This window comes from Calidifontibacter terrae (assembly GCF_054778835.1).
In genome coordinates this window covers 351,515-375,193 of the sequence record NZ_BAAGZF010000002.1, presented here as the reverse complement: position 1 = coordinate 375,193, position 23,679 = coordinate 351,515, and the positions used below count along the sequence as shown (strand labels likewise).

General features: G+C 68.4%; 24 protein-coding genes. 8 read left to right on the top strand and 16 right to left on the bottom strand.

From position 1 onward, the window contains the following. Window positions 1-11: 11 nt before the first annotated feature. A complete protein-coding gene (locus tag ACYU98_RS04500) occupies window positions 12-1,631 on the top strand; it encodes an AMP-binding protein (RefSeq protein WP_460466994.1) in 1,620 nt (539 codons plus the stop codon). Window positions 1,632-1,707: 76 nt separating this feature from the next. After that, window positions 1,708-3,192 carry a hypothetical protein gene (locus ACYU98_RS04495; RefSeq protein ID WP_460466993.1) on the top strand — a complete coding sequence of 495 codons (1,485 nt, stop codon included), beginning with the start codon at window positions 1,708-1,710 and terminating at the stop codon, window positions 3,190-3,192. A 9-nt stretch (window positions 3,193-3,201) separates the two neighbouring features. Here ACYU98_RS04495 and ACYU98_RS04490 read toward each other — a convergent pair whose 3' ends face one another. Next, window positions 3,202-3,999 carry a crotonase/enoyl-CoA hydratase family protein gene (locus ACYU98_RS04490; RefSeq protein WP_460466992.1) on the bottom strand — a complete coding sequence of 266 codons (798 nt, stop codon included), beginning with the start codon at window positions 3,997-3,999 and terminating at the stop codon, window positions 3,202-3,204. A 90-nt stretch (window positions 4,000-4,089) separates the two neighbouring features. Between ACYU98_RS04490 and trxA the strand changes: the two genes are divergently transcribed. Continuing rightward, window positions 4,090-4,455 (top strand): thioredoxin, encoded by a 366-nt coding sequence (gene trxA / locus ACYU98_RS04485; RefSeq protein WP_460466991.1) that lies wholly within the window; start codon window positions 4,090-4,092, stop codon window positions 4,453-4,455. A gap of 61 nt (window positions 4,456-4,516) precedes the next feature. Here the strand turns inward: trxA and ACYU98_RS04480 are convergent, their stop codons facing one another. The 10 genes from ACYU98_RS04480 to ACYU98_RS04435 form a co-directional block, all read right to left on the bottom strand. Further along, window positions 4,517-4,981, bottom strand: a complete 465-nt coding sequence (locus tag ACYU98_RS04480; RefSeq protein WP_460466990.1) for a DUF2087 domain-containing protein — start codon at window positions 4,979-4,981, stop codon at window positions 4,517-4,519. Window positions 4,982-5,176: 195 nt separating this feature from the next. Next, entirely contained in the window at window positions 5,177-5,785 is a 609-nt protein-coding gene (locus ACYU98_RS04475; protein ID WP_460466989.1) for a class I SAM-dependent methyltransferase, read from the bottom strand. Next, entirely contained in the window at window positions 5,782-6,834 is a 1,053-nt protein-coding gene (locus tag ACYU98_RS04470) for a prenyltransferase (RefSeq protein WP_460466988.1), read from the bottom strand. The genes ACYU98_RS04475 and ACYU98_RS04470 overlap by 4 nt, the downstream gene beginning before the upstream one ends. After that, entirely contained in the window at window positions 6,834-7,547 is a 714-nt protein-coding gene (locus ACYU98_RS04465; RefSeq protein ID WP_460466987.1) for a class I SAM-dependent methyltransferase, read from the bottom strand. Before ACYU98_RS04465 ends, ACYU98_RS04470 begins: the two co-directional genes overlap by 1 nt. Further along, window positions 7,534-8,856, bottom strand: coding sequence for a glycosyltransferase family 4 protein (locus tag ACYU98_RS04460; protein ID WP_460466986.1), 1,323 nt, complete (start codon window positions 8,854-8,856; stop codon window positions 7,534-7,536). The genes ACYU98_RS04465 and ACYU98_RS04460 overlap by 14 nt, the downstream gene beginning before the upstream one ends. Before the next feature lie 2 nt (window positions 8,857-8,858). Further along, complete coding sequence (locus ACYU98_RS04455; protein ID WP_460466985.1) at window positions 8,859-10,355, bottom strand: flavin-containing monooxygenase; 1,497 nt, start codon at window positions 10,353-10,355, stop codon at window positions 8,859-8,861. A gap of 55 nt (window positions 10,356-10,410) precedes the next feature. Then, the gene (locus ACYU98_RS04450; RefSeq protein ID WP_460466984.1) at window positions 10,411-11,844 is read right to left on the bottom strand and encodes a glucose-6-phosphate dehydrogenase; all 1,434 of its coding nucleotides are present in this window, start codon (window positions 11,842-11,844) and stop codon (window positions 10,411-10,413) included. Continuing rightward, window positions 11,841-12,641 carry an alpha/beta fold hydrolase gene (locus ACYU98_RS04445; RefSeq protein WP_460466983.1) on the bottom strand — a complete coding sequence of 267 codons (801 nt, stop codon included), beginning with the start codon at window positions 12,639-12,641 and terminating at the stop codon, window positions 11,841-11,843. The genes ACYU98_RS04450 and ACYU98_RS04445 overlap by 4 nt, the downstream gene beginning before the upstream one ends. Before the next feature lie 18 nt (window positions 12,642-12,659). Next, window positions 12,660-13,136 carry an 8-oxo-dGTP diphosphatase gene (locus tag ACYU98_RS04440; protein WP_460466982.1) on the bottom strand — a complete coding sequence of 159 codons (477 nt, stop codon included), beginning with the start codon at window positions 13,134-13,136 and terminating at the stop codon, window positions 12,660-12,662. A gap of 39 nt (window positions 13,137-13,175) precedes the next feature. Then, a complete protein-coding gene (locus tag ACYU98_RS04435) occupies window positions 13,176-13,832 on the bottom strand; it encodes a hypothetical protein (protein ID WP_460466981.1) in 657 nt (218 codons plus the stop codon). A gap of 170 nt (window positions 13,833-14,002) precedes the next feature. On the opposite strand from ACYU98_RS04435, the gene ACYU98_RS04430 reads away from it, so the two are divergent. From ACYU98_RS04430 to ACYU98_RS04420, 3 genes are read left to right on the top strand one after another with little or no spacing between them, the layout of a single operon-like run. Then, window positions 14,003-15,028: a 6-phosphofructokinase gene (locus tag ACYU98_RS04430; protein ID WP_460466980.1), complete on the top strand. Its 1,026-nt coding sequence runs from the start codon at window positions 14,003-14,005 to the stop codon at window positions 15,026-15,028. A gap of 10 nt (window positions 15,029-15,038) precedes the next feature. Next, the gene (locus tag ACYU98_RS04425) at window positions 15,039-15,611 is read left to right on the top strand and encodes a dienelactone hydrolase family protein (protein ID WP_460466979.1); all 573 of its coding nucleotides are present in this window, start codon (window positions 15,039-15,041) and stop codon (window positions 15,609-15,611) included. After that, on the top strand, window positions 15,608-16,225 hold the full coding sequence (locus ACYU98_RS04420; protein WP_460466978.1) for a GNAT family N-acetyltransferase: 618 nt from the start codon (window positions 15,608-15,610) through the stop codon (window positions 16,223-16,225). Before ACYU98_RS04425 ends, ACYU98_RS04420 begins: the two co-directional genes overlap by 4 nt. A 135-nt stretch (window positions 16,226-16,360) precedes the next feature. Here ACYU98_RS04420 and ACYU98_RS04415 read toward each other — a convergent pair whose 3' ends face one another. The 4 genes from ACYU98_RS04415 to ACYU98_RS04400 all read right to left on the bottom strand — a co-directional run bounded on the left by ACYU98_RS04415 (window position 16,361) and on the right by ACYU98_RS04400 (window position 20,298). Then, a complete protein-coding gene (locus ACYU98_RS04415) occupies window positions 16,361-17,734 on the bottom strand; it encodes an NAD(P)/FAD-dependent oxidoreductase (protein WP_460467410.1) in 1,374 nt (457 codons plus the stop codon). A 44-nt stretch (window positions 17,735-17,778) separates the two neighbouring features. After that, window positions 17,779-18,483, bottom strand: a complete 705-nt coding sequence (locus ACYU98_RS04410; RefSeq protein ID WP_460466977.1) for a dienelactone hydrolase family protein — start codon at window positions 18,481-18,483, stop codon at window positions 17,779-17,781. A gap of 163 nt (window positions 18,484-18,646) precedes the next feature. Beyond that, a complete protein-coding gene (locus tag ACYU98_RS04405) occupies window positions 18,647-18,904 on the bottom strand; it encodes an antitoxin (protein WP_460466976.1) in 258 nt (85 codons plus the stop codon). 26 nt (window positions 18,905-18,930) lie between these two features. Then, a complete protein-coding gene (locus ACYU98_RS04400; RefSeq protein WP_460466975.1) occupies window positions 18,931-20,298 on the bottom strand; it encodes a TIGR01777 family oxidoreductase in 1,368 nt (455 codons plus the stop codon). A 191-nt stretch (window positions 20,299-20,489) separates the two neighbouring features. On the opposite strand from ACYU98_RS04400, the gene ACYU98_RS04395 reads away from it, so the two are divergent. Then, on the top strand, window positions 20,490-20,900 hold the full coding sequence (locus tag ACYU98_RS04395; protein WP_460466974.1) for a VOC family protein: 411 nt from the start codon (window positions 20,490-20,492) through the stop codon (window positions 20,898-20,900). 139 nt (window positions 20,901-21,039) lie between these two features. Beyond that, on the top strand, window positions 21,040-22,929 hold the full coding sequence (iolD, locus tag ACYU98_RS04390) for a 3D-(3,5/4)-trihydroxycyclohexane-1,2-dione acylhydrolase (decyclizing) (protein ID WP_460466973.1): 1,890 nt from the start codon (window positions 21,040-21,042) through the stop codon (window positions 22,927-22,929). A gap of 6 nt (window positions 22,930-22,935) precedes the next feature. Here iolD and ACYU98_RS04385 read toward each other — a convergent pair whose 3' ends face one another. Next, window positions 22,936-23,676, bottom strand: coding sequence for a GntR family transcriptional regulator (locus ACYU98_RS04385; protein ID WP_460466972.1), 741 nt, complete (start codon window positions 23,674-23,676; stop codon window positions 22,936-22,938). Between the last annotated feature and the right edge of the window lie 3 nt (window positions 23,677-23,679).

Here is a 23,679-nt window from a genome sequence, read left to right as displayed (position 1 = left end):
AAAGGCTTGTGATGACCAACCAGCTGTCCCACACCACCGGCGAGACCGACACTGCGCTGATCGAGCAGACGATTGGCGACAACCTGGACGCCACGGTCGCTCGCTTCGGCGATCGTGAGGCACTGGTCGATGTCGCCCAAGGGCGACGGTGGACCTATACCCAGTTTCGCGATGACGTCGACCGGCTCGCGCGCGCCCTGTTGGCAACCGGCGTCGCCAAGGGCGACCGGGTCGGCATCTGGGCGCCGAACCGCAGCGAGTGGGTGGGGGTGCAATACGCAACGGCCAAGATCGGCGCGATTCTGGTCAACATCAACCCCGCCTACCGCGCCCACGAGCTGAAGTACGTCCTGAACCAGGCGGGCATCTCGGTGCTGTTCGCGGTTGAGGAGTTCAAGGCGAGCAATTACCGCGCGATGGTCGAGGAGGTGCGCGGTGAGTGTCCCGGCCTCAGCACGGCGATCTATTTCGACACCCCCGAGTGGGAGCAACTGCTCGGTCGCGCCGAGGAGGTGAGCCTGGAACGACTGGCCACGGCCCAAAAAAGCCTCGACAACAACGACCCGATCAATATCCAATACACCTCGGGCACAACCGGTTTCCCGAAGGGAGCCACCCTCTCCCACCGCAACATCCTGAACAACGGGTTCTTCGTCGGCGAACTGTGTCGCTACACCGAGACAGACCGGGTCTGCATTCCGGTGCCGTTCTACCACTGCTTCGGAATGGTGATGGGCAACCTCGCCTGCACCAGCCACGGCGCCGCCATGATCATCCCCGCGCCGGGCTTCGACCCCGCCGCCACCCTGCAGGCCACCCAGGACGAGAAGTGCACCAGCCTCTACGGCGTTCCGACCATGTTCATCGCGGAATGGGCGCTGCCGGACTTCGCGTCCTACGACCTCTCGGCCGTCCGAACCGGGATCATGGCCGGCTCCCCCTGCCCCGCCGAGTTGATGAAGAAGCTCATCGCGGCCGGAATCGAGGAAATGACGATCTGCTACGGCATGACCGAGACCTCGCCGGTGTCGACGCAGAACCGCACCGACGACTCCTTCGAGCAGAAGGTCGGAACCGCCGGCCGGGTCGGACCCCACCTGGAGATCAAGATCGTCGACCCGGTCACCGGGCAGGTGCAGCCGCGCGGAACCGCGGGCGAATTCATGACCAAGGGCTACTCGGTGATGCTCGGCTACTGGGAACAACCCGACAAGACCGCCGAGGCGATCGAGGACGGTTGGATGCACACCGGCGACATCGGGGTGATGGACGCCGACGGCTACGTGCAGATCAGCGGCCGGATCAAGGACATGGTGATCCGCGGCGGAGAGAACGTCTATCCGCGCGAGATCGAGGAGTTCCTCTACACCCACCCCGACATCCTCGACGCGCAAGTGATCGGGGTTCCCGACAGTAAATACGGCGAGGAGTTGTGCGCCTGGATCAAACTGCGCACCGGCGCCGAACCGATCACCGCCGAGTCGCTCAGGCAGTTCTGCTCGGGGCAACTCGCGCACTACAAGATCCCGCGCTACGTCGAGATCGTGCAGGAGTTCCCGATGACCATCACCGGGAAGGTGCGCAAGGTCGAGATGCGTGAGAAAACCACGGCCCGTCTCGGCCTGGGCTGACCGCTCCTCGGACGGGGCTCGACGGCGGCCCGCCCTCGCGTGCACCATCGTCGAGCAAGGGGGAAAGGGGAAAACTATGGTGTGGTCGCGAGTGCGTGGGGCCCCTCGTGGGCTTCCGGTCGACAGGACCGATCTGCTAGGGGCGACCATCGACCTGCAGGCCCGCGTCGCCTGGCTGTTGCGGGTGAACCGCATTGCGTCACCGTACGGCGCCCTGCCGGCGGAGGCGTTCAATGCTCGGCTGGCCGAGGTGGGCGGCCGTGCCCGGCACACTTCGGCGATCTCGACCGCGGAAAGCGGACGGGCGGCGATCGACCTCGAGCTCGTCGCGGCGTACGAACGCGCGCTCGGCCGCGCGCACGGTCAGTTGACCGGGGCGGTCAGCGACATCGTGTTGGCGCAGCGAGCGAACGCGCAGTGGGCGACTCCGTCGCGCGAGGAGGCCTACCGCGGGCTGTCCCGGCTCCAGGAGACCGTCGATCATGGTGCCGCAACCGGCACTGACTGGATCGCGCTGGCCGGCTTCGTGACCGCTGCGAATGCGAGTCCGCCGCCGGAGTCATTGGTTCGCCGATGGAGCCATCAACTCACCATCGAGATGCTCCGCTCGGGCTACTTCGACTATTCCTGCCGCTGGACCGCCCTGGCGTTGCTGCTCAGCGATCCCTTGTTGGCGCCGCCGGTCGAGGAGGAGATCATCGCGGTGGCCTCCACCCCCGGGGCGCCCTACACCCGCAACGCCTGGGACGTCTTGACCGAGTCGCGCCAACGGTTGCGGGTGGGTCAGTTGATCTGCGGACTCACCGTCGACGACCCCGAACGCACTCTCGGCCTGAGTCTGGGCTTGGCGACGATGATTGGCCGCGGTCAGCTGGGCCGTGATGACGTCGCCGCGCTGGTTCGGCAACTCTACGAACTCAGTTCGTACGGATCGGAGAACGACCGCGCGCTCGCCTGGATGCTCGCTGCCCGGCTCGGCCAGACCGCGAGCCGCACCATCGGTGCGCCGGTGGTGCCGGCGCCCGAGCGTCACGTCATGATCAGCGCGCCGCCGATGCTGGAGGCTTATGTCAACGCCGCCCGCGAGGAATCCGGGTTGGCCGAGGACGACATGATCGTGCGACTGCTGAAGGAGTCGCTCTCCCACCTGCTGCTCGAACGGCGTCAGATGGCTCATCTGATGATCTCGGCGAGCCCCTATCGGGACAGCATTGCGCGGGTCGCCGTCGCCATCTCCACCACTCATCCCGACAAGGAAGCCCGGGCCAGTGCGTCAGTGCTGTTGCGTCAGGTCCGTCCCGACGACCGAAGCTTGCTGCTCGACCTGGTGCGAAGCAGCGACCCCGATGTGGTTACCCACGGGCTGACGGCCTGCGCGCGCACCGGTCAGCAGATCCCGCGAGCGCTGCGCGACCAGTTGCTCGAACAACCGCAGACCCGGGCGGTCACCCTTAACGCGTTGGGCCTGATGGGCGACCTGGACGACCGCTCCCCCGACGCGATTCTGGTGACGGACTGGCATCGTCGGTTCGGCCACGCCATCCGTACAGATCCGAGCTGACGCACTGCGTCAGCGGCCGCGCTGCACGAATTGTGGCGCCTCGCGCTTCAGACCGGCTGTTCGCGCGATGGCCGCGTTGCGCCCGAGCAGAAGTTTCACCTGTTCACGGCGTTCGGCAGCGAACGTACGGCGCGGGCCGGCGTTCCGCCGACGGTCGAAGAGCCGCTTGGCGGCCGCCAGGGCGTCCGGCGACTTGGTGGCGAGCTCGCGGGCGAGCGCCATCGCGGCGTCGTACGGATCGTCGCTGACCTCACCGGCGAGCCCCAGTTCGTGGGCCCGCTCACCGCTGACGATCTCGTGGGTCATGGTGAGCCGCTTGGCGGTCTCCGCGCCGACCAGGTCCGACATCGAGCGCACGCCGCTCATGTCCGGGATGAGACCCCATTTGCCTTCGAGCACCGACCACTTCGCGTCCGGGGTCGTCACCCGGAAATCCGCGGCGAGGGCGATCTGGATGCCACCGCCGTAGCAGTGGCCGTGGACCGCCGCGATCACCGGCACCGGGATGCGGCGGAAGGCCCAGCAGGCCTCCTGGAAGAGGTTCGTGCCCCGCCACGGCAGCGGGATCATGCCCACCGGGATCTGCCACGGCTTGCCCGAAACGGCGGCGAAGTCGAGGCCCGCGCAGAAGGCGTCGCCGTTGCCGCTGACCACGACGGCCCGCAGCGTACGGTCGCGGCGCAGCCGGTGCGCGGTGGCCACGAGATCGCGCAGCATGTCGAAGGTCAGCCCGTTGTACTTCTCCGGGCGGTCGAGGCGGACGTCCGCGATGCCGTCGGTGATCGTGCACCGGATGTGGGAGCTCACCGCACGATCATGTCAAGCCCTCGGGAATGTTGCGCGCCCGCATACGTTGGAACAGGGGAATCCGCAATCGACTTTCTCAGGAGGGCTGCTGTGGCCACCCGTGCGCTGACCAAGGACGACTTCGTCCCCACCATCCAGGACAACGACATCGTTCTGGTCGACTTCTGGGCCGACTGGTGCGGTCCCTGCAAGATGTTCGCCCCCGTCTACGAGGCCGAGTCGACCGAACACGAGGACATCGTGTTCGCCAAGGTCGACACCGAGGCCGAGCAGGAGCTCGGCGGGGCGATGGGCATCAGCAGCATCCCGACGATCATGGCGTTCCGCGAGGGCGTGATGGTCTTCAACCAGTCCGGTGCGCTCCCCCCGGCCATGCTCAAGGACCTCATCGAGCAGATCCGCGAGCTGCCGATGGAGAAGATCCACGAGGAGGTCGCCGCCCAGGGCGGTGAGTGACCCACTCAGACCAAGGGCGGCCGTGCGAGAGCACGGCCGCCCTTGCTGTGTGTCCGCGCCGTCAGGTCGGTTCGCCGGCCAGGAACTCCGGCAGCCAGTACGCCTCCCAGCGCGGCAGTTCCTGCGCGTACTGCGGGTGCCGACGCGGTGCGCTCACCGGCAACCGGTAGACCCCCTCCGTACGGTCGAGGTAGCCGTAGTCGACCATCTCGCGCCGCAGGTGGGCGTGGTCGCTCCAGACCGCACCGAGCAGCTCGTTGACCTCCGGCTCGGGGTAGTCGCGGCCGGGCTCGAAGAGCTCGACCAGCGCGAGCAGCACCTGCGCCCGGGTCTTGCGCTTCACCGGCAGCGCGTTCAGCCGGCCGTCGACCAGGAAGCGGCCGACGACCGTGCGGTGTTCGGCCTCGGCGGCGCGCCCCTCCTGGGTGCGCTCGACCAGCAGGTCGGCGCGGGCGGCGGTGTAGGACTGGCCGGTCTGCGCCATCCGGGCGCGCACCAGCTGCTTGAAGTCACGGTCGGCGGTCATCGTTCACCTCGATGCATCCCCAGCCTGCCTGCGAAGTGTCGGACGACGGAATCTCGCGCCCGAGGATTCCCTCCCCTTCGCCGTACGCACCAGGGCTGGGGCCTGGGTGCGGGGCTGGGCGCGGAGCCGCGCCGGCGACCAGAGTGCCACAGCCGGTCCGGTCCCGGCCACCGCGATCCGGTCACCGCACTCCGGTCAGTCCCGGCGCAGCACCCGCAACGAGCCGTGCTGGGCGACCTGGGTGAAGCCCTCGCCGAGCGCTCGCTCGACCACGTGCCACGGGGCCTGCCCTCCGTCGGCCGGGTCCGGGAAGACGTCGTGGACCAGCAGCAGGCCGCCCGGGACGACGTACGGCGCGAAGGCCGCGTAGTCGTGCTGCGCGGTCTCCTCGGTGTGGTTGCCGTCCAGGAACAGCAGCTCGACCGGCGAGCCCCACCAGCCGGCGACCGTCCGGGTGTCGGCGACGACCGCCGAGCAGACGTCGGCCAGCGAGTCCAGCACCGGCCGGAAGCTGCCGAAGGTGTCCAGCCGGCCCGTCCGCGGGTCGACCAGCGAGGTGTCGTGCCACTCCCAGCCGGGCTGGTTCTCCTCCGACCCGTGGTGGTGGTCGACCGTCACCAGTCGCGCGGCGACCTGCCGGGCGGCGTCGCCGAGCAGCAGGGTGGACTTGCCGCAGTACGTCCCGATCTCCAGCCAGGTGCCCGCCCGGGCGCCCAGCGCGGTGTCGTGCAGCGCCTCGCCCTCGTCGTCGGGCATGAACCCCTTGGTGGCCTCGACGGCGTCGCGCAGGTCGGCGCCGATCACGACGCCGCCTCCTCGCGGGCGCCCCAGCCGTCCCACGCACCGGCGTCGCGGAAGAGCCCGGCCCCGGCCGTCACCCCGCTGAGCGCGTCGGCCGCGAGCAGCACGGCCGCGGCGGTCCAGGTGGTCTGCTCGACCGGCCAGACGGCGTCGTCGGGGATGTTCCGCCCGGTCCAGTAGCCGCCGGTCTCCTCGTCGCGCAGGAACTGCACCTGTTCGAGCATCACAGCGGCCCGGTCGTCGCCGATCGCGTGCAGCGCACACACCAGCTCGGTGGTCTCCGCGGCCGTCACCCACGGCTGGTCGGCCACGCAGCGGATGCCGCGGTCGGGCCAGACGAAGGTCTCCCAGCCGGCGGCGATCAACCGCTGCGCGGGCTCACCCCGTACGGCTCCGGACAACACCGGGTAGTACCAGTCCATCGAGAAGCGCGACCGGTCGGCGAACGCCGCCGGATCGCTGCGTACGGCGTCGCCCAGCCGGCGGCCGGCCGCCCGCCAGCGCGGCCGGTCGTGGCCGAGCGTCTGCGCGATGAGACAGGCGCACTCGATCGCCTGCAGCGCACTGCTGGAGCCGGTCAGCAACGCGGTGGTGTCCCAGGCGCGTTCGGTGTCCATGGCCCAGGCGAGGGCGCCGGAGGGCTGCTGCGCCCGTACGACGAAGTTGATCGCCCGCTCCACGGTCGGCCAGAAACGCGCGAGCACCTCCGGACGACCGGTGATCAGGTGGTGGTGCCAGACGCCGACGGCGATGTAGGCGCACTGGTTGGTGTCGGCCGTGGCGTCCCGCACCACGCCGCGGACCTGCCGCATCGGCCACGAACCGTCCTCGCGCTGGGTGCGCGCGCACCACTCGAGGGCGCGCAGCGCCTCGTCGTGACGGCCGGCGACCGCCAGGCCCATCGCCGACTCGACGTGGTCCCACGGATCCAACTCACCGCCCTGGAACCAGGGGATCGATCCGTTCGGATCCTGATGTGCCGCAATGAAGTCCGCGGTGCGCGTCACCTGGTCGGCGGACAGCACCCCGGGAACCTCCGGCAACCACGCCATCAGGCGGTCGGCTTCCGGAGATAGACGACGAAGCTCTTGCCGAGGAGCGGGTTGAGCGCGGTCTCGGTGACGCGGGTCGCCAGCGGCGCCTTCATCATGTCCCAGACCAGCATCCGGTGGTACGCCTTCGTGGCGGCGTTCTCCGTATCGGTGCCGACAGCGCACTTCAGCCACCAGTACGGCGCGTGCAGCGCGTGCGCGTGATGCTGCGCGTACGGCTCGAAACCGGCGCGCTGCAGCTTGCCGATCAGCTCGGTGGCGCGGTAGATCCGGATGTGTCCGCCCTCGACCTGGTGGTACTCGTCGGACAGCTTCCAGCAGACCTGCTCGGGCCAGTTGCGCGGCACGGTGACGGCGACCAGGCCGCCGGGCCTGGTGATCCGGAACAGCTCCGCCATCACCTGCTCGTCCTCGTGGACGTGCTCCAGGATCTCCGAGGCGATGACCCGGTCGAAGCTCTCGTCGGCGAAGTCCATCGCGCGGGCGTCGCCGTGCTGCACCCCGGCGGTCGCCGGCGGCCCGGCCTCACCCGCGGCCTCCATCGCGCCGAACATCGTCTTGACCTCGGCGAGGTCGGACTCGTTCATGTCGAACGCGGTGACGTGGCAGCCGCGCCGGAACGCCTCGTACGAGTGGCGGCCCTGACCGCAGCCCACGTCGACCAGGGTCATCCCCGGCGAGACCGGGAACTTCTCGAAATCAACGGTCAGCATCGTGCTTCTCCTTCTCTGCTGCGACACCGCGCGGGTCGCCGACGGCGACGAGCTGCGGGTGCGGGTCTGTGGGGGCGGCGATCAGTTCGCGGTAGAGCTCCACCGTGGCAGCGGCCACCGCCCGCCAGCTGTAGGTGTGGACGGCGCGCTCGCGGCCGGCAGCGCCCATCCGCTCGCGCAGGCGAGGGTCGGCGAGCACCTCGCCGATCGCCGTGGCCAGCGCCTCGGGGTCGTTCGGCGGCACCAGTCGGCCCGCTCCCCCGGCGACCAGGGTCGGCAGCGCGCCCACCCGGGTCGCGACGACCGGCGTCGCACAGGCCATGGCCTCGATCGCTGGGAGCGAGAACCCCTCGTACCGCGACGGGACGACGAGTGCCTGCGCCGAGCCGATCAGCGCAGCGAGCTGGTCCTCGGACAGTCCGGACCGGAACGAGACGCGGTCCAGCAGTCCCGCCTCGGCCAGCGCCTTCTTCGTACGGTCGCTGCTCGGGCCGACGATCACCAGTTCCGACCAGCGGTCGGCGGGCAGGGCGCCGAGCGCCCGGATCAACACGGAGACGCCCTTGAGCGGAACATCCGCGGAGGCGATGGTGACCAGCCGGCCGGCCACGCGCGGCGCGGTCGGCGGGCGGAACGTGTCGACCGCCACGCCCACCGGGACCACGCTGATCCGCGCCGGGTCGACGCCGAAGTCGCTCACGATGTCGGCGGCGGAACCGTCGGAGACGGTCAGCACCCGGGTCGTCCGGCGGGCCACCCGGCGCTGCATCCGTACGAAGCCGTACCAGCGCCGCTTGGTGATCCGCTCCCAGCCGCGCGCGGCGTCGAGCTCGAGTCGCCGGTCCCGGCTGATCGGGTGGTGGATGGTGGTCAGCACCGGCAGGCCGGAGCGCTCCAGCGCGAGGATCCCCGGCGCCAGGGTCTGGTTGTCGTGGACGAGGTCGAAGTCGGCGGCGCGTTCGCGCAGCACCTTGTGCAGCCGGATGCCGAAGGTGCGCGGCTCGGGGAACCCGGCCGTGCACATCGTGGCGAACTCCAGCACGTCCACCGCAGAACGGAATTCGCGCAGCGCGGGGCGCCGGAACGGGTCCGGCTCGCGGTAGAGGTCGAGACCGGCGACCTGCGTCAGCCGGACGCCCGGATCGAGGTCGGGGTACGGCGGCCCGCTGAACACCTCGACGTCGTGGCCGAGCGCGACCAGCTCCCGGGAGAGGTTGCGCACGTAGACGCCCTGCCCTCCGGAGTGCGGCTTGCTGCGGTACGACGCGAGCGCGATCCGCAGCGGCCGGTCGGTCACCGACGGGTCCACGCTCACACCGCCGCGGGCGCGGGCGCCTCGGTGATCGAATGCGGTTCGCCGGGGCGGACGAAGATCATGTCCTGGCTGACGTCGGCGCCCTTGCTCTCGCGCCGGTCGCGCAGGTAGTTCTGGTGCAGGAACCACGGTTTGCGGTCACCCTGCTTGGGGAACTGTGCCACCTCGCGCACCACATAGCCGCTGGCCAGGTCGAGCGCCGGGGCGGCCTTCATCACCTCGTCGACGTGCGGGTAGCCGTAGGCGTAGCCCTGGGCGTTGAGATGGTTGACGAAGGTGCAGAAGTACTGGCTGCTGAGGTCGGCCCGCAGCGTCCAGGATGCGTTGGTGTAACCGACACACATCGCCATGTTCGGCAGCCCGCTGATCATCATGCCCCGGTAGATGTAGCGCTCGGCGACGTTCACCGGCTCACCGTCGACGGTGACCGAGATGCCACCGCCGGCCAGCATCTTCAGCCCGGTGGCGGTGATGATGACGTCGGCCTCCAGCAGCTGCCCGGAGGAAGTGCGGACGCCCTCGGGCACGAAGCGGTCGATGGTGTCGGTGACGACGTGAGCGCGGCCGTCGCGCAGCACCTTGAACAGGTCACCGTCGGGCACCACGCACAACCGCTGGTCCCACGGGTTGTACGGCGGGGTGAAGTCGGCTTCGGTCACGGCCGAGCCGCGCACCTGGCGCATCACGCCGCCGCGCAGCACCTTCTTCATCAGCTTCGGGGCGCGCCGCGATGCCTGGTAGAGCGCCAGCGCCGAGGTCGCGTTCTTCATCCGTACGGCCTGGTAGGCACGCTGCGGCGGCAGCACCTTGCGCAGTGTCGCGGCGATCGGGTCCTTGTTCGGCAGCCCGATGACGTACGACGGCGTGCGCTGCAGCATCGTGACGTCGGCGCCCGCACCGCTCAGCGCCGGGACCAGCGTGACCGCGGTGGCCCCGGAACCGATGACCACGATCTTCTTGCCGGTCGCGTCGAAGTGCTCGGGCCAGAACTGCGGGTGGATGACCTCGCCGGCGAAGTCGGTCAGGCCGGGGAAGTCGGGGGTGTAGCCCTCGTCGTAGTTGTAGTAGCCGGAGCAGAGGTAGACGTGGCTCGCGGTGACCGGGCGCTCACCCTCCGCGGTGCGGACCGTCACGGTCCACTGCGCGTCGTCGCCGGACCAGTCGGCCGTGGTCACCTTGGCACCGGTGACGATGCGGTCGTCGATGCCGTACTTCGCCGCGGTGTTCTTCAGGTAGTCCAGGATGTCGCCGCCGTCGGCGATCGACTTCTCGCCGTGCCAGGGCTCGAACGGCAGGCCCAGGGTGAACATGTCGGAGTCCGACCGGACGCCCGGGTAGCGGAACAGGTCCCAGGTGCCGCCGAGCGAGTCGCGCGCCTCCAGGATCACGTAGTCCTTGTCTGGACACATGGTCTGCAGGCGGTATCCGGCGTCGATCCCGGACAGGCCGGCGCCCACCACGACGACGTCGTAGTGGTCCTTCAGTTCAGCCATGGGTGTGCTCCAGTTTCCTCGGGTGCCCCACCCAAGTTACCTGCCAGTTGGGTCCTCAGGACCTCTTGGTCCGCTTGACGTCGGACGACCCGCCCAGCAGCGCGTCCTCCCGGCCCAACTCCACCGACTCCCGGCTCAGCCAGCCCTTCGGCCCGTCGGACCCGGCTTTGTACTGCTGGATCGGCACCTCATCGTTCTCGAACGCGGCGATCGCCGGGCCCATCACCTTCCAGCAGAGCTCGGCCGCGTCGGCCCGGACGGTCAGCAATTGGTTGCCGTCCAGGATCGAGCGCAACACCTCGCCGTAGGCCTGCATCCGGGCATCCGCCAGGTCGCCGGAAAGCGTCTTGCGCTCGAGGCCGAACGGGTCGCCCTCGGCGTTCATCGTCAGCTGGAACGAAACCCGACCGGGCTTGAGGTCGATGACCATCGTGTCGCCCTCGTGGCCGCCGTGGAAGCCCTTCGGGACATGTGGCAAGTCGCGGAAGTAAACGATGATCTGTTTACGGGCCGTGCCCAGGGCCTTGCCGCTGCGCAACACGAACGGCACTCCCGCCCAACGGTTGTTGTTGATCTCGACGGTGACCTGGGCCAGCGTTTCGGTGTTGCGCGCGGGATCGACACCGTCTTCTTTGACGTACGACGGCACGGCCCGGCCGTCGATGGCGCCGGCGGTGTAGCGGGCTCGCTTGGCGTTCTCTTGCGGGTTGCCGTCCCAGATCCGGGTGGCGCGCAACACCTGTGCCTTGAGGTCGGCCAGTTCCTGCGGCTCGAGATCAGCGATCGGTTCCATCGCGAAGATCGCGAGGATCTGCAGCAGGTGGCTTTGCAACATGTCGCGCAGCGCACCAGCCTTGTCGTAATAACCGGCGCGACCCTCGAGGGCGAGGTCCTCGTCGTACAGGATTTCCACGCGTTCGATGTGTTCGGCGTTCCAGATCGGCTGCAGGATTCGGTTGGCGAAGCGCAGACCGATGAGGTTGAGAACGGTGGAGACGCCCAGGAAGTGGTCGACGCGGAAGATCTGCTCCTCGGGCACGACCCGCTGCAACTGCTTGTTGAAGGCGCGGGCCGAGCGCAGGTCGCTGCCGAACGGCTTCTCCAGGCCGAGCCGGGTGCCGGCCGGAAGGTCGAGCTTCTCCAGTTCGGCGCAGACCTTCACCGAGATTGCCGGCGGCAGGGCGAAATAGATGACCAGATCGTCGCCGGCCATCGCGAGCAGGTCGCCCAGCGACTTCGGGTCCAGCAGGTCGGCCTTGGCATACCGCGCCTTGCGGGAGACCCGAGTGGCGGTCGCGGCGGTCGCCCCGCCCTGCTTGAGGCGGTCCTTCACCAAGCCGCGAAAGGCTGCGTCGGTCTGGTCGGCGCGGTCGGCACCGATGACCGTGACTTCACGGTCCGGCTCGACGGCCAGCAGGCTGCCGAGGCCCGGGAGGAGCAGTCGTTGGGTCAGGTCGCCGCCGGCACCGAGAACGAGGAAAGTCGTCATGCGCTGAGCATTCCAGACATCGCTGGGAGGTTGGCGATGACCGAGCGAACCAGCTTCACGACCGCTTCGGGGTGGTCGAGCATCGGAACGTGGCCGCAGTCGCGCAGTGGCTCGATCCGCGCGTTCGGCATCCGGCGCGCGGCGGTCTTGGCTTGGCGCGGCAGCAGCAGGCGATCCTTGTCACCCCAGCCGACCGCGACCGGCACCTTCGGGTTTCCGGTGAAGTCGCGCCCAGCCCCACGCAGCAGCACCGGCCAGAACCCGGGGGCGCGACGCAGGCTGAGCGTGTCGTCTAGGGCGTCCTGGGCGGTCAGCTTCTCGGGGTGGGCGTAGAGCGACATCATCGACAGTTTGCGCAGCGCGGGGGTGCGCGAAACCAACCTAATCATCGGCATCGGAGCATGGCTGGCGAGCTTGAGACCGACCAGCACCGACCCGGCTACCACCCGTCCGAGGCCACCCATGAAGCCCGCGGGCGAGAGCGCGACCACCGCCGAGACGGCGCCACGCTGGGCGAGTTCGAGGCCGACGAGACCACCGAGCGAATTGCCGACCACCATCGGCCGACCGAGGCCCAACTCCGCGAAGAACTCCTCAAACTGGTCGCACCAGTCATCCATGTCGTAGGACTCAGACGCTGGCGACTGCCCGAACCCGGGAAGGTCGATCGCGATCACCTCATGCTCCTGCGCCAACAGCGGCAGCACGTCGTGGAATGCCTGCCAACGATGCCCGATGCCATGAATGAGGACGATCGGGCTGCCGGAACCGGTGCGGTGATAGGCGATCTGTGACATGGGCCACACCGTACGCAATCAGCGTGGCCATGTAGTGAGCTCGACGGTCTCGACATGTCGGCCGTTCGCCGCGTAGCCGATGGACGCGGTCACCGCGCCACCCCGCAGCACGTTCGGCAGCCAGATCCGATCGTCGTCCCACATGCGGTCGTACGGGATGTCGGACCAGTCGGCCCATCGCGCGTCGAGTTCGTCGCTCGGGCGCAGGTCACCGCTCCACGCCGGAACGACGAAGAGCCAGACCCGCATCGGCTGCTGGCCGGGGTCGGCCCAGGTGAAGGTCAGTCCGCCGGCGTCCTCGATCTCCTCGGCGTCCAGTCCCGTCTCCTCGCGCAACTCGCGAACCGCCGCCTGCTGGGGTGTTTCGCCCGGGTCGACCTTGCCACCGGGAGCGATCACATTGCCCTTGCCGAAGCCGCGCAGCTTCTCCCCCAACAAGATTCGCTCGCCGGCAAGGTCGAGGACAAGCACGAGACACATCGCGATGCTCGTCACTTCGTCCTCCCTTGGACCGCGAGCAATCGCGTTCAACGCTCAGCTGTGGTTGGCGGTGAAGTTGATGCCCGACATGGCGATGACCATATTGGCTGTGCCGGCGTCGCCGTTGAAGTAGCGCATCGCGATGCTCGACAGCGGCCCTGGCCAGGTGAGGGTCACGTTGCCGTCAGTCGAGGTGGCGGCAACTGGGGCAGTGCCGGTGAACGGGCTCGCCGCGGTCCCATCCCCACTGACTTTCGACCCTTTGCCCGACACGGTGAATCCACCGGTCAGAACAGTGACCTGATCGCCGGTCCCGCTGTTGTCGACGCCATAGAGGGTGATCGAGACGTCTTTGACTGGCTCCGAGAAGCTGAAGGTGATCGTTTCGTCGGCGCCCTTCTGCTTGTTCTTCGGCGCGAGTTCGAGGAAGTACTTGCGGCCGGTGTCGCCACCTTGCGTGTCGCTCGCCACCACGCCGTTTCGGCTAAGAGCAGACCCCTCAGTAATGGTCAGAGTCGCCGCCACGGTCACTAAGCCGGCCACCCCGCTGGTGAATCGACCAGCGGGGACGTTGTTCCAGTCCAGCTTGGTGGGAGGGCCGGCTGAAGCCGCCGCGACCGCGGCGGGCGCACCGACCGTAAGCACTGGGACGGACCACGCCACACCCTTGGTCACCGAGCGGCGGGAGGGGCCTTCGGGAGCGTTCGTCACGGGGCGCGACGTTACCAGGAAAGCGATACGGGACAACCGAATTCGTTCGACGGTGCGGCCCGCAACGCCCTGCGGGCCCGCATGGTAAGCCGGCTGATTCGCCGACGACGGGCGCCTGCCATCCGGACGCCCGTTTCACCAACCGGCCAGTAGCTACCATGCTGACCTGCGTGAACATCGGGATCCTGACCAGCGGCGGCGACTGCCCCGGCCTGAACGCGGTGATCCGCGGCACCGTGATGAAGGGCGACCGCATCTACGGCGTCTCGTTTCTGGGTGTCCACGGCGGTTTCGGCGGATTCGTTGACGACGACGTACGACCGCTCACCCGTCACGAAGTGCGTGGGCTGAGCCGGGTTGGCGGAACGATCCTCGGCACCTCCCGGCGTACCCCGTTTGCCGACGGCCCCGAGGCCGGGACCGCCCGGGTGAAGGAAGTCATGCGGCGCCACGACATGGATGCGCTGATCGCGATCGGCGGTGACGGAACCTTGCACGTCGCCCGCGTGCTCTTCGACGCCGGGGTGCAGACCATCGGAGTTCCCAAGACGATCGACAACGACCTCGCCGCGACCGACTACACCTTCGGGTTCGACACCGCCGTGTCGATCGCGACCGAGTCGATGGACCGACTGCGTACGACCGGTGAATCCCACAAGCGCTGCATGGTCGTTGAGGTGATGGGGCGCAACGCGGGCTGGATTGCGCTGCATTCCGGCCTCGCCGCCGGCGCTCATGCGATCCTCATTCCCGAACAGCCGGTTGAGATGGAACAGGTCTACGCCTGGGTGCGCTCCGCCGCCGAGCGCGGCCGCGCCCCGCTGGTTGTCGTCGCCGAGGGCTGGTCGCCGGGTGGGGAGAACATCACCCGCGATTCTGTCGACGGTTTCGGTCGCCCGCGCCTAGGCGGTGTTGGTGAACACATCGGCGCGTTGATCGAAACCGAGACCAAGATCGAGACCCGGGTGACCACTCTGGGCCACCTGCAGCGCGGCGGTGTTCCGACCGCGTACGACCGGGTGCTCGCCACCCGCTTCGGCCTCGCCGCGATCGACGCGGCGATGGATGGCAAGTGGGGTCACATGGTGGCGCTGCGCGGCACCGAGATCGAGACCGTACGGTTGGTTGACGCGACCGACGCGATCAAGCAGGTGCCGCAGGACCGGTGGGACGAAGCCGCCGTTCTGTTCGGCTGAGAGGATCACGATGAGCACCATCCTGTTGCTGCACTCCGCCCTCGGGCTGCGCCCGGCGGTCACCGAATTCGCGGCGGCCCTCGAAGGGCGCGGCCACACACTGATCGTTCCGGATTACTACGCCGGTGAGGTCTTCGACGACGAGGAAGCCGGCATCGATCACCGCGACCGGCTCGGCGCGAAGACCTTGTTCAAGCGCATCCTGCCGGCCGTTGAGCAGCTGCCTGCTGACGCCGCCCTCGCCGGTTTCTCGCTCGGCGCCGCGTTCGCCCAGACCCTCGCCGCGACCCGCGGCGAGTCGGCCGGAATCATCCTGATGCACAGCGTTGCCGCGCCGTTCGGGCGCTGGCCGGGGGCGCCGGTTCAACTGCACCGCTACGAGCAGGACCACTGGATCGAACAGGACGACGTCGACGCGTTGCGGGCCTCGGTCGAGGCCGAGGGCACCACGTTCGAGGACTTCGTCACGCCCGGCAAGGGCCACCTGTTCACCGACGTCCACGGCCCCGACGGCGACGCCGCGGCCACCGCGCTGACCGTCGAACGGATCGACGCGCTGCTGTCGCGATCGCCGTCGCAGTGAAGGTCACCACCTGGACACTCGAACAGCGTGTGCCGGCCGCATCGACACAGCGACCGGCGCCGGACGGTGTCGAGTTCGTCGACGCTCCAGGAGTCACGCCCGAATACGCGCGCTTCCTCTACGCCCTCGTCGGCGGACCCTGGCGCTGGACAGACCGGCTGAGGTGGTCGCGGCAACAGTGGGTCGAGGATCTGGCGGCGGCGGGCACCCGCGTCGTGGTCGCGTACGAGGCCGGGCAGCCGGTGGGTTACGTCCACCTCGGCGCCGCTGACGTCGGTGGCTCCACCGAGGTGGAGATCAAGTATTTCGGCCTTACCGAGGGTGCGATCGGTCGCGGGATCGGCTCGGCTCTCCTGTCGCATGGCGTCGAATGCGCCTGGGCGACAACCGGATTGCCACCGGTTTCGCGAGTGTGGGTCCACACCTGTTCGCTCGACGGCCCTGCCGCGCTGAGCAACTATCAGCGGCGCGGGTTCGAGCTGATCGATGAGACGATCACCGAGGAGGATTACCCGGCCGAGCCCCTCGGGGCGTGGGCGTCGACCACCGGCGCAGGATTGACTGACGCGCAGCGCTGGCCAAGCGCCGACTTGACCCGGGCGCGGTCACTGTGACCGAGTTCGGCGCAGCTGCCGTTCGGCCAGGACGCGACACCAATCCGGCCAGTCGGTTGTTGCCACGCTGCAGTGTTTCGCCCGCGCTTGTGCGGGTGTGGCGCACCGCCCCGCCCCGGTGAGATGGACTGAGCCCTACGGCTTTCGCGAGATCTTGTCAGCCAGGGAGGCCAGGCCTGAGCTGCGACCGGTCAGCGTCTCGCGGTGATCCGCGCGACGGTAGGCGGCGTAGAGCCCCATCACTCCCGCGTAGCGCAGCGGTTCCGGCTCCCATTTGCGCACCTGCCGATTCACCCAGGGCAAAGCGGTCAGCGCGGTGTCACGGCCGAGCACCAGGTCGGCGAGCGTGCGGCCGGCGAGAGCCGAGGAGGTCACCCCGTGGCCGACATAGCCGCCCGCATAGCCCACGCCATCAGCCAGAGTGACGGTCGCGGTCCAGTCCCGCGGCACCCCGAGGACACCACTCCAGGCGTGGTCGAATTCAATACCGGTCAGGTCGGGGAAGAGGTCCTCCAGCGACGCCCGCAACTGGGTGATCGTCACCTGCGGGGTGTCGCCGGCCAGGTCCGTACGCGATCCGTATTTGTACGGCACTCCGCGCCCGCCGATCGCGATCCGGCCGTCGGCGGTGCGCTGGGCGTAGATGTAACCGTGCGCCTCGTCGCCGAGAACGGCGGCGTCGTCCCAGCCGATCGTCGCCCACTGCGCGTCGCTCAGCTGCCGGGTCACCACCATCGAGGAGTTCATCGGTAGCCAGGTTCGACGTTCGCCCGGGAAGTTCGCGGTGAACCCCTCGGTGCAGCGCAAGACGACGTCAGCGCGAACCGAACCGTCCTTCGTACGAACGCAGTTCCGCGTCAACTCCAGCACCGCGGAGTCTTCGTGAATGACCACTCCCCGCCGTTCGATCGCTGCGGCGAGCCCGGTGACCAGCTTGACCGGGTGGATGCGAGCGCAATGCGGCGTCCAGATCGCGCCGAGCGCTCCGCGCAGCCGCAGGCGCTGCGCCAGGTCGGCCTCTTCCAGCCAGACTTCGTCCGGTGTTCCCCACGCGTGCTCGGAGGCGTACGACCGTTCCAACCGCCCCAGCTGCGGGCCGGACGTCGCGACCCGCAGTTCGCCGCCCTTCACGATGTCGGCGTCGATCCCTTCGCGGTCCGCGGTCGCAATCACCGCATCTATCTCCTCGCGCAAGGCCTGTTCGAGCGCTCGGGTCCCGTCGGCGCCGGACGCCTGGTTGAGCACCGCCCGGGAACCCGGCAGCGAGGCGGTCAGCCACCCGCCGTTGCGGCCGGAAGCGCCGAACCCGACATGCTCGCTCTCGAGGATGACAACACGCAGCGACGGATCAATATCGGTGAGGCGCAGCGCAGTCCACAGACCGGTGTATCCACCGCCGACGATGCAAACATCGGCGTCGCCCTGTCCCTGCAGTGCGGGCCGTCGCTGCCCAAGACTGGGCGCGCCGCCCTGCTCACGCCACCACCAGGACACTTCACCGTTGTGCATCACCGGCCCAGCATGGCGCATGCAGGCCCCAGTCCGGAGCGCGGTCAGGCGAGATGCAAACAGAGCAGCGCCAACGAGCGCTGCCACAGGTCGCACTCCGCGTCGGCCGATTGTCGACGATCTAGCCGAACGTGGTCCAACCCCGCATAGGCCTTGCTCGCGAACGGCACGCCCGCACGACGCATAGCCGCCTGCACCTCGGGCAACGACTCGGTGACCCCTGGGTGGGAGCCACCGTAGAACGAGGCCGCCGCGCCCTTGATGTCCTCGATGACGTCGATGTCGGGCGGACTGCTGTCGTAGGCGAGCGCAAGTCGAACACGGGCGTCGTGGGCGGCGAGAGCGTAGGCCAGGCTGCCGCCGGCACCCGAACCGATGACGGCCACTCGGTCGATCCCGGCGGCCGCGCAGACCCCGTCGACCGCCGTACGCAGTCTGCTCACCGCGCGATGAGTGAACTGTGGCGAGCGCAAGGTGGCCAGAGCCTCGCGCACGGTGTAGGTCAGGTCGGCGGGCTGCACCGCCAGTCCGTCCATGACGTTCTGGGTGACCCGCGCTTCCCTGGCGTTCAGGCCGAGGCCATCAAGCACCGACGGGGCATAAACGAGGTAACCGGCGCGCGCGAGTTGCCTTGTCAGCCACCGCGACCGACCGCGCAGACCGGGGATCACCACGATTCCGCCGATCGGAGTGCCACGCGGCGCAGCGGTATGGACACGCAGTTTGGACGTGTCGATGGTGTGGGTCACGAGGTATCACTCCGGCGCAGTTGAGCGACCTTCAGCCTACGACCGACCACCCCCTTTAGGGTGGCATCGGCGAGGTCGATCGAAAGTTACCCAGATGCTTCGCGAACCAGCCGAGGCAGCAAAAATCCGCGTGAGTTTCTCACGCGGATTTCGGCCGGTTCGGTCAGTTCTGGGGAGTGGTCGGCTGCTGGCCCTGCGGCTGGTCGCCGGTCGGCTGCTGGGCCGGGGTGTTGGTGGTCGCCTGGCCGGGAACGCCCAGCTGACCCTCGACGGCGTCGCCGCCCTTGTGGATCTGGTCGGCGAACTTCCCGCCAGTCTTCTCGTTGACGATGGTCTCCGCCTTGTCGACGCCCTGACGCACCTTGTCGGGGTTCTTGCGGGCGAAGTCTTTGGCCTTGCTGATCAAACTATTGAGGTCCATAGGCGAAGCGTAGGCGCTGCGCCACCTCAGCGGGTGGCCGCGTTGCCCACTTCATGGTCGAGCGCGGCGCGCAGGTCGGTGAATCGGAAGTGGTGACCGGCCTCGACCAGCGCTGCCGGCACGACTCGCTGACTGGCAAACGCCAGCTCCCGCGCCCCGCGATCGCCGAGCAGTAGGCGCGGACCAAATGCCGGAACCGGGAGCAAACTCGGCCGATGCACCGCGGCGGCGAGCTCGCGGCTGTAGTCCTCATTGCGTACGGCGTCGGGCGCCACCGCGTTGACCGCGCCGCTGAGGGCCGGGTCGAGCAAGGCCCGGTGATAGATCTCGATGAGGTCGTCCAAGGCGATCCACGACGTCCACTGCTGCCCGTTGCCAAGGCGTCCACCGAGGAAGGACTCGTAGACCGGCTTCAGTAGCGCAAGAACCCCACCCCGGGTGGACTGCACGATTCCGGTGCGCACGATGACCGTCCGCAACCCAGCGTCGGCCGCGGGCGCGGTGGCCGCCTCCCATTCACGTACGACCGAGGCAAGGAAGCCTTCGCCGACCGGACTCGCCTCGTCGAGCAGTTCGTCGCCGTGGTCCGCGCCATAGAAGCCGATGGCCGAGGCCGACACGAACACCTTCGGATCACCCTGTGTCGCAGCGGCTTTCGCGAGCAACCGGGTGGGCTCGACCCGGCTGTCACGGATCGCTGCCATGTGGGAGGGGGTGAAGCGACCGGCAATCGATGCCCCGGCGAGGTGGACGACCGCGTCGACGCCCTCGAAGATCGCCGGATCGGGTTGCTCCGGGTTCCACTGGCGCTCTTCGTATGACCCGCCGGTGCTGGGCTCCGAGCGGACGAGCCGGATGACGCGGTGGCCGCCGGTGGACAGGAACGCTGTGAGCGCGGTTCCGACCAGACCCGATGCCCCGGTGATCGCGATGGTGAGCGACTGCTTCGGGAAACGGGCGTGGGCAGCGAGGTCCGCGCGCAGTTGGTCGGCTCGGTAGTCGAACACCGGCCGCAGCATCCGCTTCGGCAGCCGGGAGGTCAGTCGGTCGGTCAGTTCGGTGCCGTCGGGGTGATCGGCGAAGCCGTGCTCGTGGCGCCACGCGGTGGCCGTCGCATAAGGCTCGGAGGTGCAGACGTCGACGAACTGCTCGCCCTCCCGGAAGCCGTCGCCCTGGTGGGTGGCGACCCAGCGAGTGCCCGGCACAGTCGCGGTGACGACCCGCGGCACCAGCACGGCTTCCCCGTCGCGCAGGTTCTCGGCTTCCTTCGCCGGCTGGAGCGTCATCCACGGCGGCGCCAGCCGGTGCAGCGCGCCCGGGCGGGCGAACCAGTTCCACACCTCATCGCGCGGGTAGGAAACGCGGGCGGTGAATATGTGGGTCGAGGTGAGCATGGTTCAACTGTCCCAGGCCTGGCGGTCGGGCGCTTCATCCGTACGGAGTGGTTTCACGCTCCGCCTTCGCGCCGACTCCCTTCAGTTACCGATCGACGACGGGTGGCTGTGATCTCGCCGGATTTCGCAGCGCGAGCTACGGCAGAGCCCTAGGTTTGAGCGGTCCGGTCTTCCTCGAGGAAAGTGACGCCATGACACAGCGACTCAACCCCTACCTCTCGTTCCGCGACAACGCACGCGAGGCGATGACCTTTTATCAGCAGGTGTTCGGCGGTCAGCTCAACATCTCCACGTTTGCCGAGATGGGCGACGAGTCCGATGCCAAGGACGGCGTCATGCACGCCATGCTCGAAACCGACGATGGCTTCGCGCTGATGGCCTCCGACACTCCTCCCGGCATGGACCTCGCACCCATGCAGGGCATGTCGATCAGCCTGTCCGGCGACGAGACCGAGGCGCTCACCGGCTACTGGAACCAGCTCAGCGACGGCGGCAGCGTCACCATGCCGCTCGAGAAACAGATGTGGGGCGACACCTTCGGCATGTGCACCGACAAGTTCGGAGTCGCATGGATGGTCAACATCGCCGGCGAGCAGCAGTAGCTTCCCCAGACACCGACGGCACGACGTCCCCCCGGGCGCCGTGCCGTTGGCCTGCCCGTCCCTGCTGACGCAGGTCATGTCTGCATGTCAGCACAATTGGATAGCATCGCCGGAGAGCGTCATCCACCTCGGAGGAGCCATGGTTTCCAGCTATCCCTACGCCGCCGCGCAGACAGTGCGTCTCACGGTCGCCCAGGCGCTTGTCCGGTTTCTCGCGGCCCAGCACTCCGAGCGCGACGGCATCGAAACTCGTTTGATCGCAGGCTGTTTCGGCATCTTCGGCCATGGCAACGTCGCTGGAGTCGGCCAAGCGCTGCTGCAGGATGCCCGTTCCGAGCAGCCGTCGATGCCCTACTGGTTGATGCGCAACGAACAGGGTGGTGTCCACGCCGCGGCGGCCTACGCCAAGGAGACCAAGCGGCGCAGCACCCTCGCGGTCACCACCTCCATCGGCCCTGGCGCGACCAACATGATCACCGGCGCGGCGCTCGCGACCACCAACCGGCTGCCGGTGTTGCTGCTGCCCTCCGACCAGTTCGCCACCCGCTACCCCGACCCGGTGTTGCAGCAGTTGGAGGACCCGCGCACCGCCGACATCTCCGTCAACGACGCGTTCAAACCGGTGTCGCGCTTCTGGGATCGGATCAACCGGCCGGAGCAGCTGATGCCGAGCCTGCTGGCCGCGATGCGGGTGTTGACCGACCCGGCCGAGACCGGCGCGGTCACCATCTGCCTGCCCCAGGACGTACAGGCCGAGGCCTACGCCTGGCCGGTCGAATTCTTCGACCGGCGGGTCTGGCACATTCCGCGCACGGTCCCCGACCCCGAGGCCGTACGCCGCGCCGCTGCGTTGATTCGCTCAGCCCGACGCCCGCTGTTGGTCGCCGGTGGCGGAGTCGTCTACTCCGCGGCAGGAGACGCGCTGCGCGCCCTCGCGGAAGCGACCGGCATCCCGGTGGCCGACACTCAGAGCGGCAAGGGCGCGATCGCCTTTGACCACCCGCTCGCAGTCGGTGGGATCGGCGCGACCGGCAACAGCGCGGCCAATCGATTGGCCGCCGAAGCCGACGTGGTGATCGGCGTCGGAACGCGCTGGTCCGACTTCACCACCGCCTCCCACACCGTGTTCGCCCGCCCCGACGTTCGCTTCGTGAACCTCAACGTGGCGGCATTCGACGCCGCCAAGCAGTCCGCGACCATGCTGGTCGGCGACGCGCGGGCAGGGCTCGAAGGACTCACCGCCGAGTTGGCCGACTGGCACGCCCCGGAAGAACTCGCCGCCGACGCCGCCCGCCTATGGCAAGAGTGGGACGCCGTGATCGAGCAGTGTTACCACCGCGACCACCAGCCGCTGCCGGCGCAGACCGAGGTGTTCGGCGCGATGAACGAACTGATGGCGCCGCGCGATGTGATCATCAACGCGGCCGGGTCGATGCCCGGTGATTTGCAGGCGCTGTGGCGGGCCACCTCCGCCGACCAGTACCACCTCGAATACGCCTATTCGACGATGGGTTACGAGATTCCTGCGGCGCTCGGAGCGCGGCTGGCGATGGGCGACGACGACCGCAATGTCGTCGCCGTGGTCGGTGACGGGTCCTATCAAATGATGCCGATGGAGCTGGCGACGATCGCCGCCGAAGGCCTCAAAGTGGTCATCGTGTTGCTGCAGAACCACGGCTTCGCCTCCATCGGAGCACTCTCGGAGTCGGTGGGGTCGCAGCGGTTCGGGACGTCGTACGTTCGCCCGGACGGATCTCCCGCACCGCTCGACCTCGCAGCGAACGCGGCCAGCTGGGGCTTGAAGGTGTTGCGCTGCAACGGGATCGCTGAGTTTCGAAAGAATTTCCAAGCGGCGCTCGACGGCGGCGAGGCGACCGTCGTCTACGTCGAGACCGATCTACGTGGGCCGAACCCGCCGGGCTCGGCGTGGTGGGACGTGCCGATCAGCGAGGTGTCAGAGCTGGAATCGACCCGCGATGCCTACGCCACCTATCGCGCCCACAAGACCCAGCAACGGCACCACCTGTGATGGGGCTCAGGACTCGTGGACGGTGATCTCGATCGCGTAGTGATCCGCGCGATAACAGTGGTCGCCGAACTCGACCGGAGCGCCGCTGTCGTCGTAGGCCCGTCGAGTCATGGTCAGCAACGGCTCCCCGCGATCGGTGCACAGCATCTTGCGCTCGGCGACCGTCGGGCGGCGGGCCCCGATGCGCTGCTTCGCGACCACCGGCCGCGCCCCGACCTCCCGCATCAACGCATAGAGACCGCGGTCGACCAGCTTCGCTTCGTCAAACCCAGCAGCGGCCGGCAGCAACCAGTTGTTCAGGACCGACAGCGGCATCTCGCCGGCGTAGCGCAGCCGATGCACGAACACCAGATCGGTGTCCGCATCCACCCCGAAGAATTCCGCCGCTTCCTTCGACCTGGCCTGCCGATCAAAGGCGAGCAGTTCGGTGCGCGGCTCCTTGCCCGACCGCACCAGGTCCTCGTAAAGGCTGGTCAGCTCGTCGCGCCGGTGAATGACCTCGCTGGCGACCGTTGTTCCGATGCCGCGCCGACGGGTGACCAGACCGCGATTGACCAGCTCGGCGATCGCTCGACGCACCGTCGGACGCGACAGGTCCAGCCGCTTCGCCAGCGCGAGCTCGTTCTCGAACGGATCGCCGGGTTTCAGCGTGCCGCTCTCGATCGCCTGGGTGAGTTGCTGGGCGAGCTGGAAATACAGCGGGATCGGACTACTCCGATCAATCACCACCGCCACGGTCACAGCCATATC

Coding starts and splice junctions, on each gene's coding strand:
- ACYU98_RS04385 (WP_460466972.1), bottom strand. CDS start 23,676: ATGGCTGTGACCGTGGCGGTGGTGATTGATCGGAGTAGTCCGATCCCG.
- ACYU98_RS04470 (WP_460466988.1), bottom strand. CDS start 6,834: ATGGCGTGGTTGCCGGAGGTTCCCGGGGTGCTGTCCGCCGACCAGGTG.
- ACYU98_RS04405 (WP_460466976.1), bottom strand. CDS start 18,904: ATGGACCTCAATAGTTTGATCAGCAAGGCCAAAGACTTCGCCCGCAAG.
- ACYU98_RS04480 (WP_460466990.1), bottom strand. CDS start 4,981: ATGACCGCCGACCGTGACTTCAAGCAGCTGGTGCGCGCCCGGATGGCG.
- ACYU98_RS04495 (WP_460466993.1), top strand. CDS start 1,708: ATGGTGTGGTCGCGAGTGCGTGGGGCCCCTCGTGGGCTTCCGGTCGAC.
- ACYU98_RS04400 (WP_460466975.1), bottom strand. CDS start 20,298: ATGCTCACCTCGACCCACATATTCACCGCCCGCGTTTCCTACCCGCGC.
- ACYU98_RS04455 (WP_460466985.1), bottom strand. CDS start 10,355: ATGGCTGAACTGAAGGACCACTACGACGTCGTCGTGGTGGGCGCCGGC.
- ACYU98_RS04395 (WP_460466974.1), top strand. CDS start 20,490: ATGACACAGCGACTCAACCCCTACCTCTCGTTCCGCGACAACGCACGC.
- ACYU98_RS04500 (WP_460466994.1), top strand. CDS start 12: ATGACCAACCAGCTGTCCCACACCACCGGCGAGACCGACACTGCGCTG.
- iolD (WP_460466973.1), top strand. CDS start 21,040: ATGGTTTCCAGCTATCCCTACGCCGCCGCGCAGACAGTGCGTCTCACG.
- ACYU98_RS04415 (WP_460467410.1), bottom strand. CDS start 17,734: ATGCACAACGGTGAAGTGTCCTGGTGGTGGCGTGAGCAGGGCGGCGCG.
- ACYU98_RS04450 (WP_460466984.1), bottom strand. CDS start 11,844: ATGACGACTTTCCTCGTTCTCGGTGCCGGCGGCGACCTGACCCAACGA.
- ACYU98_RS04445 (WP_460466983.1), bottom strand. CDS start 12,641: ATGTCACAGATCGCCTATCACCGCACCGGTTCCGGCAGCCCGATCGTC.
- ACYU98_RS04465 (WP_460466987.1), bottom strand. CDS start 7,547: ATGCTGACCGTTGATTTCGAGAAGTTCCCGGTCTCGCCGGGGATGACC.
- ACYU98_RS04425 (WP_460466979.1), top strand. CDS start 15,039: ATGAGCACCATCCTGTTGCTGCACTCCGCCCTCGGGCTGCGCCCGGCG.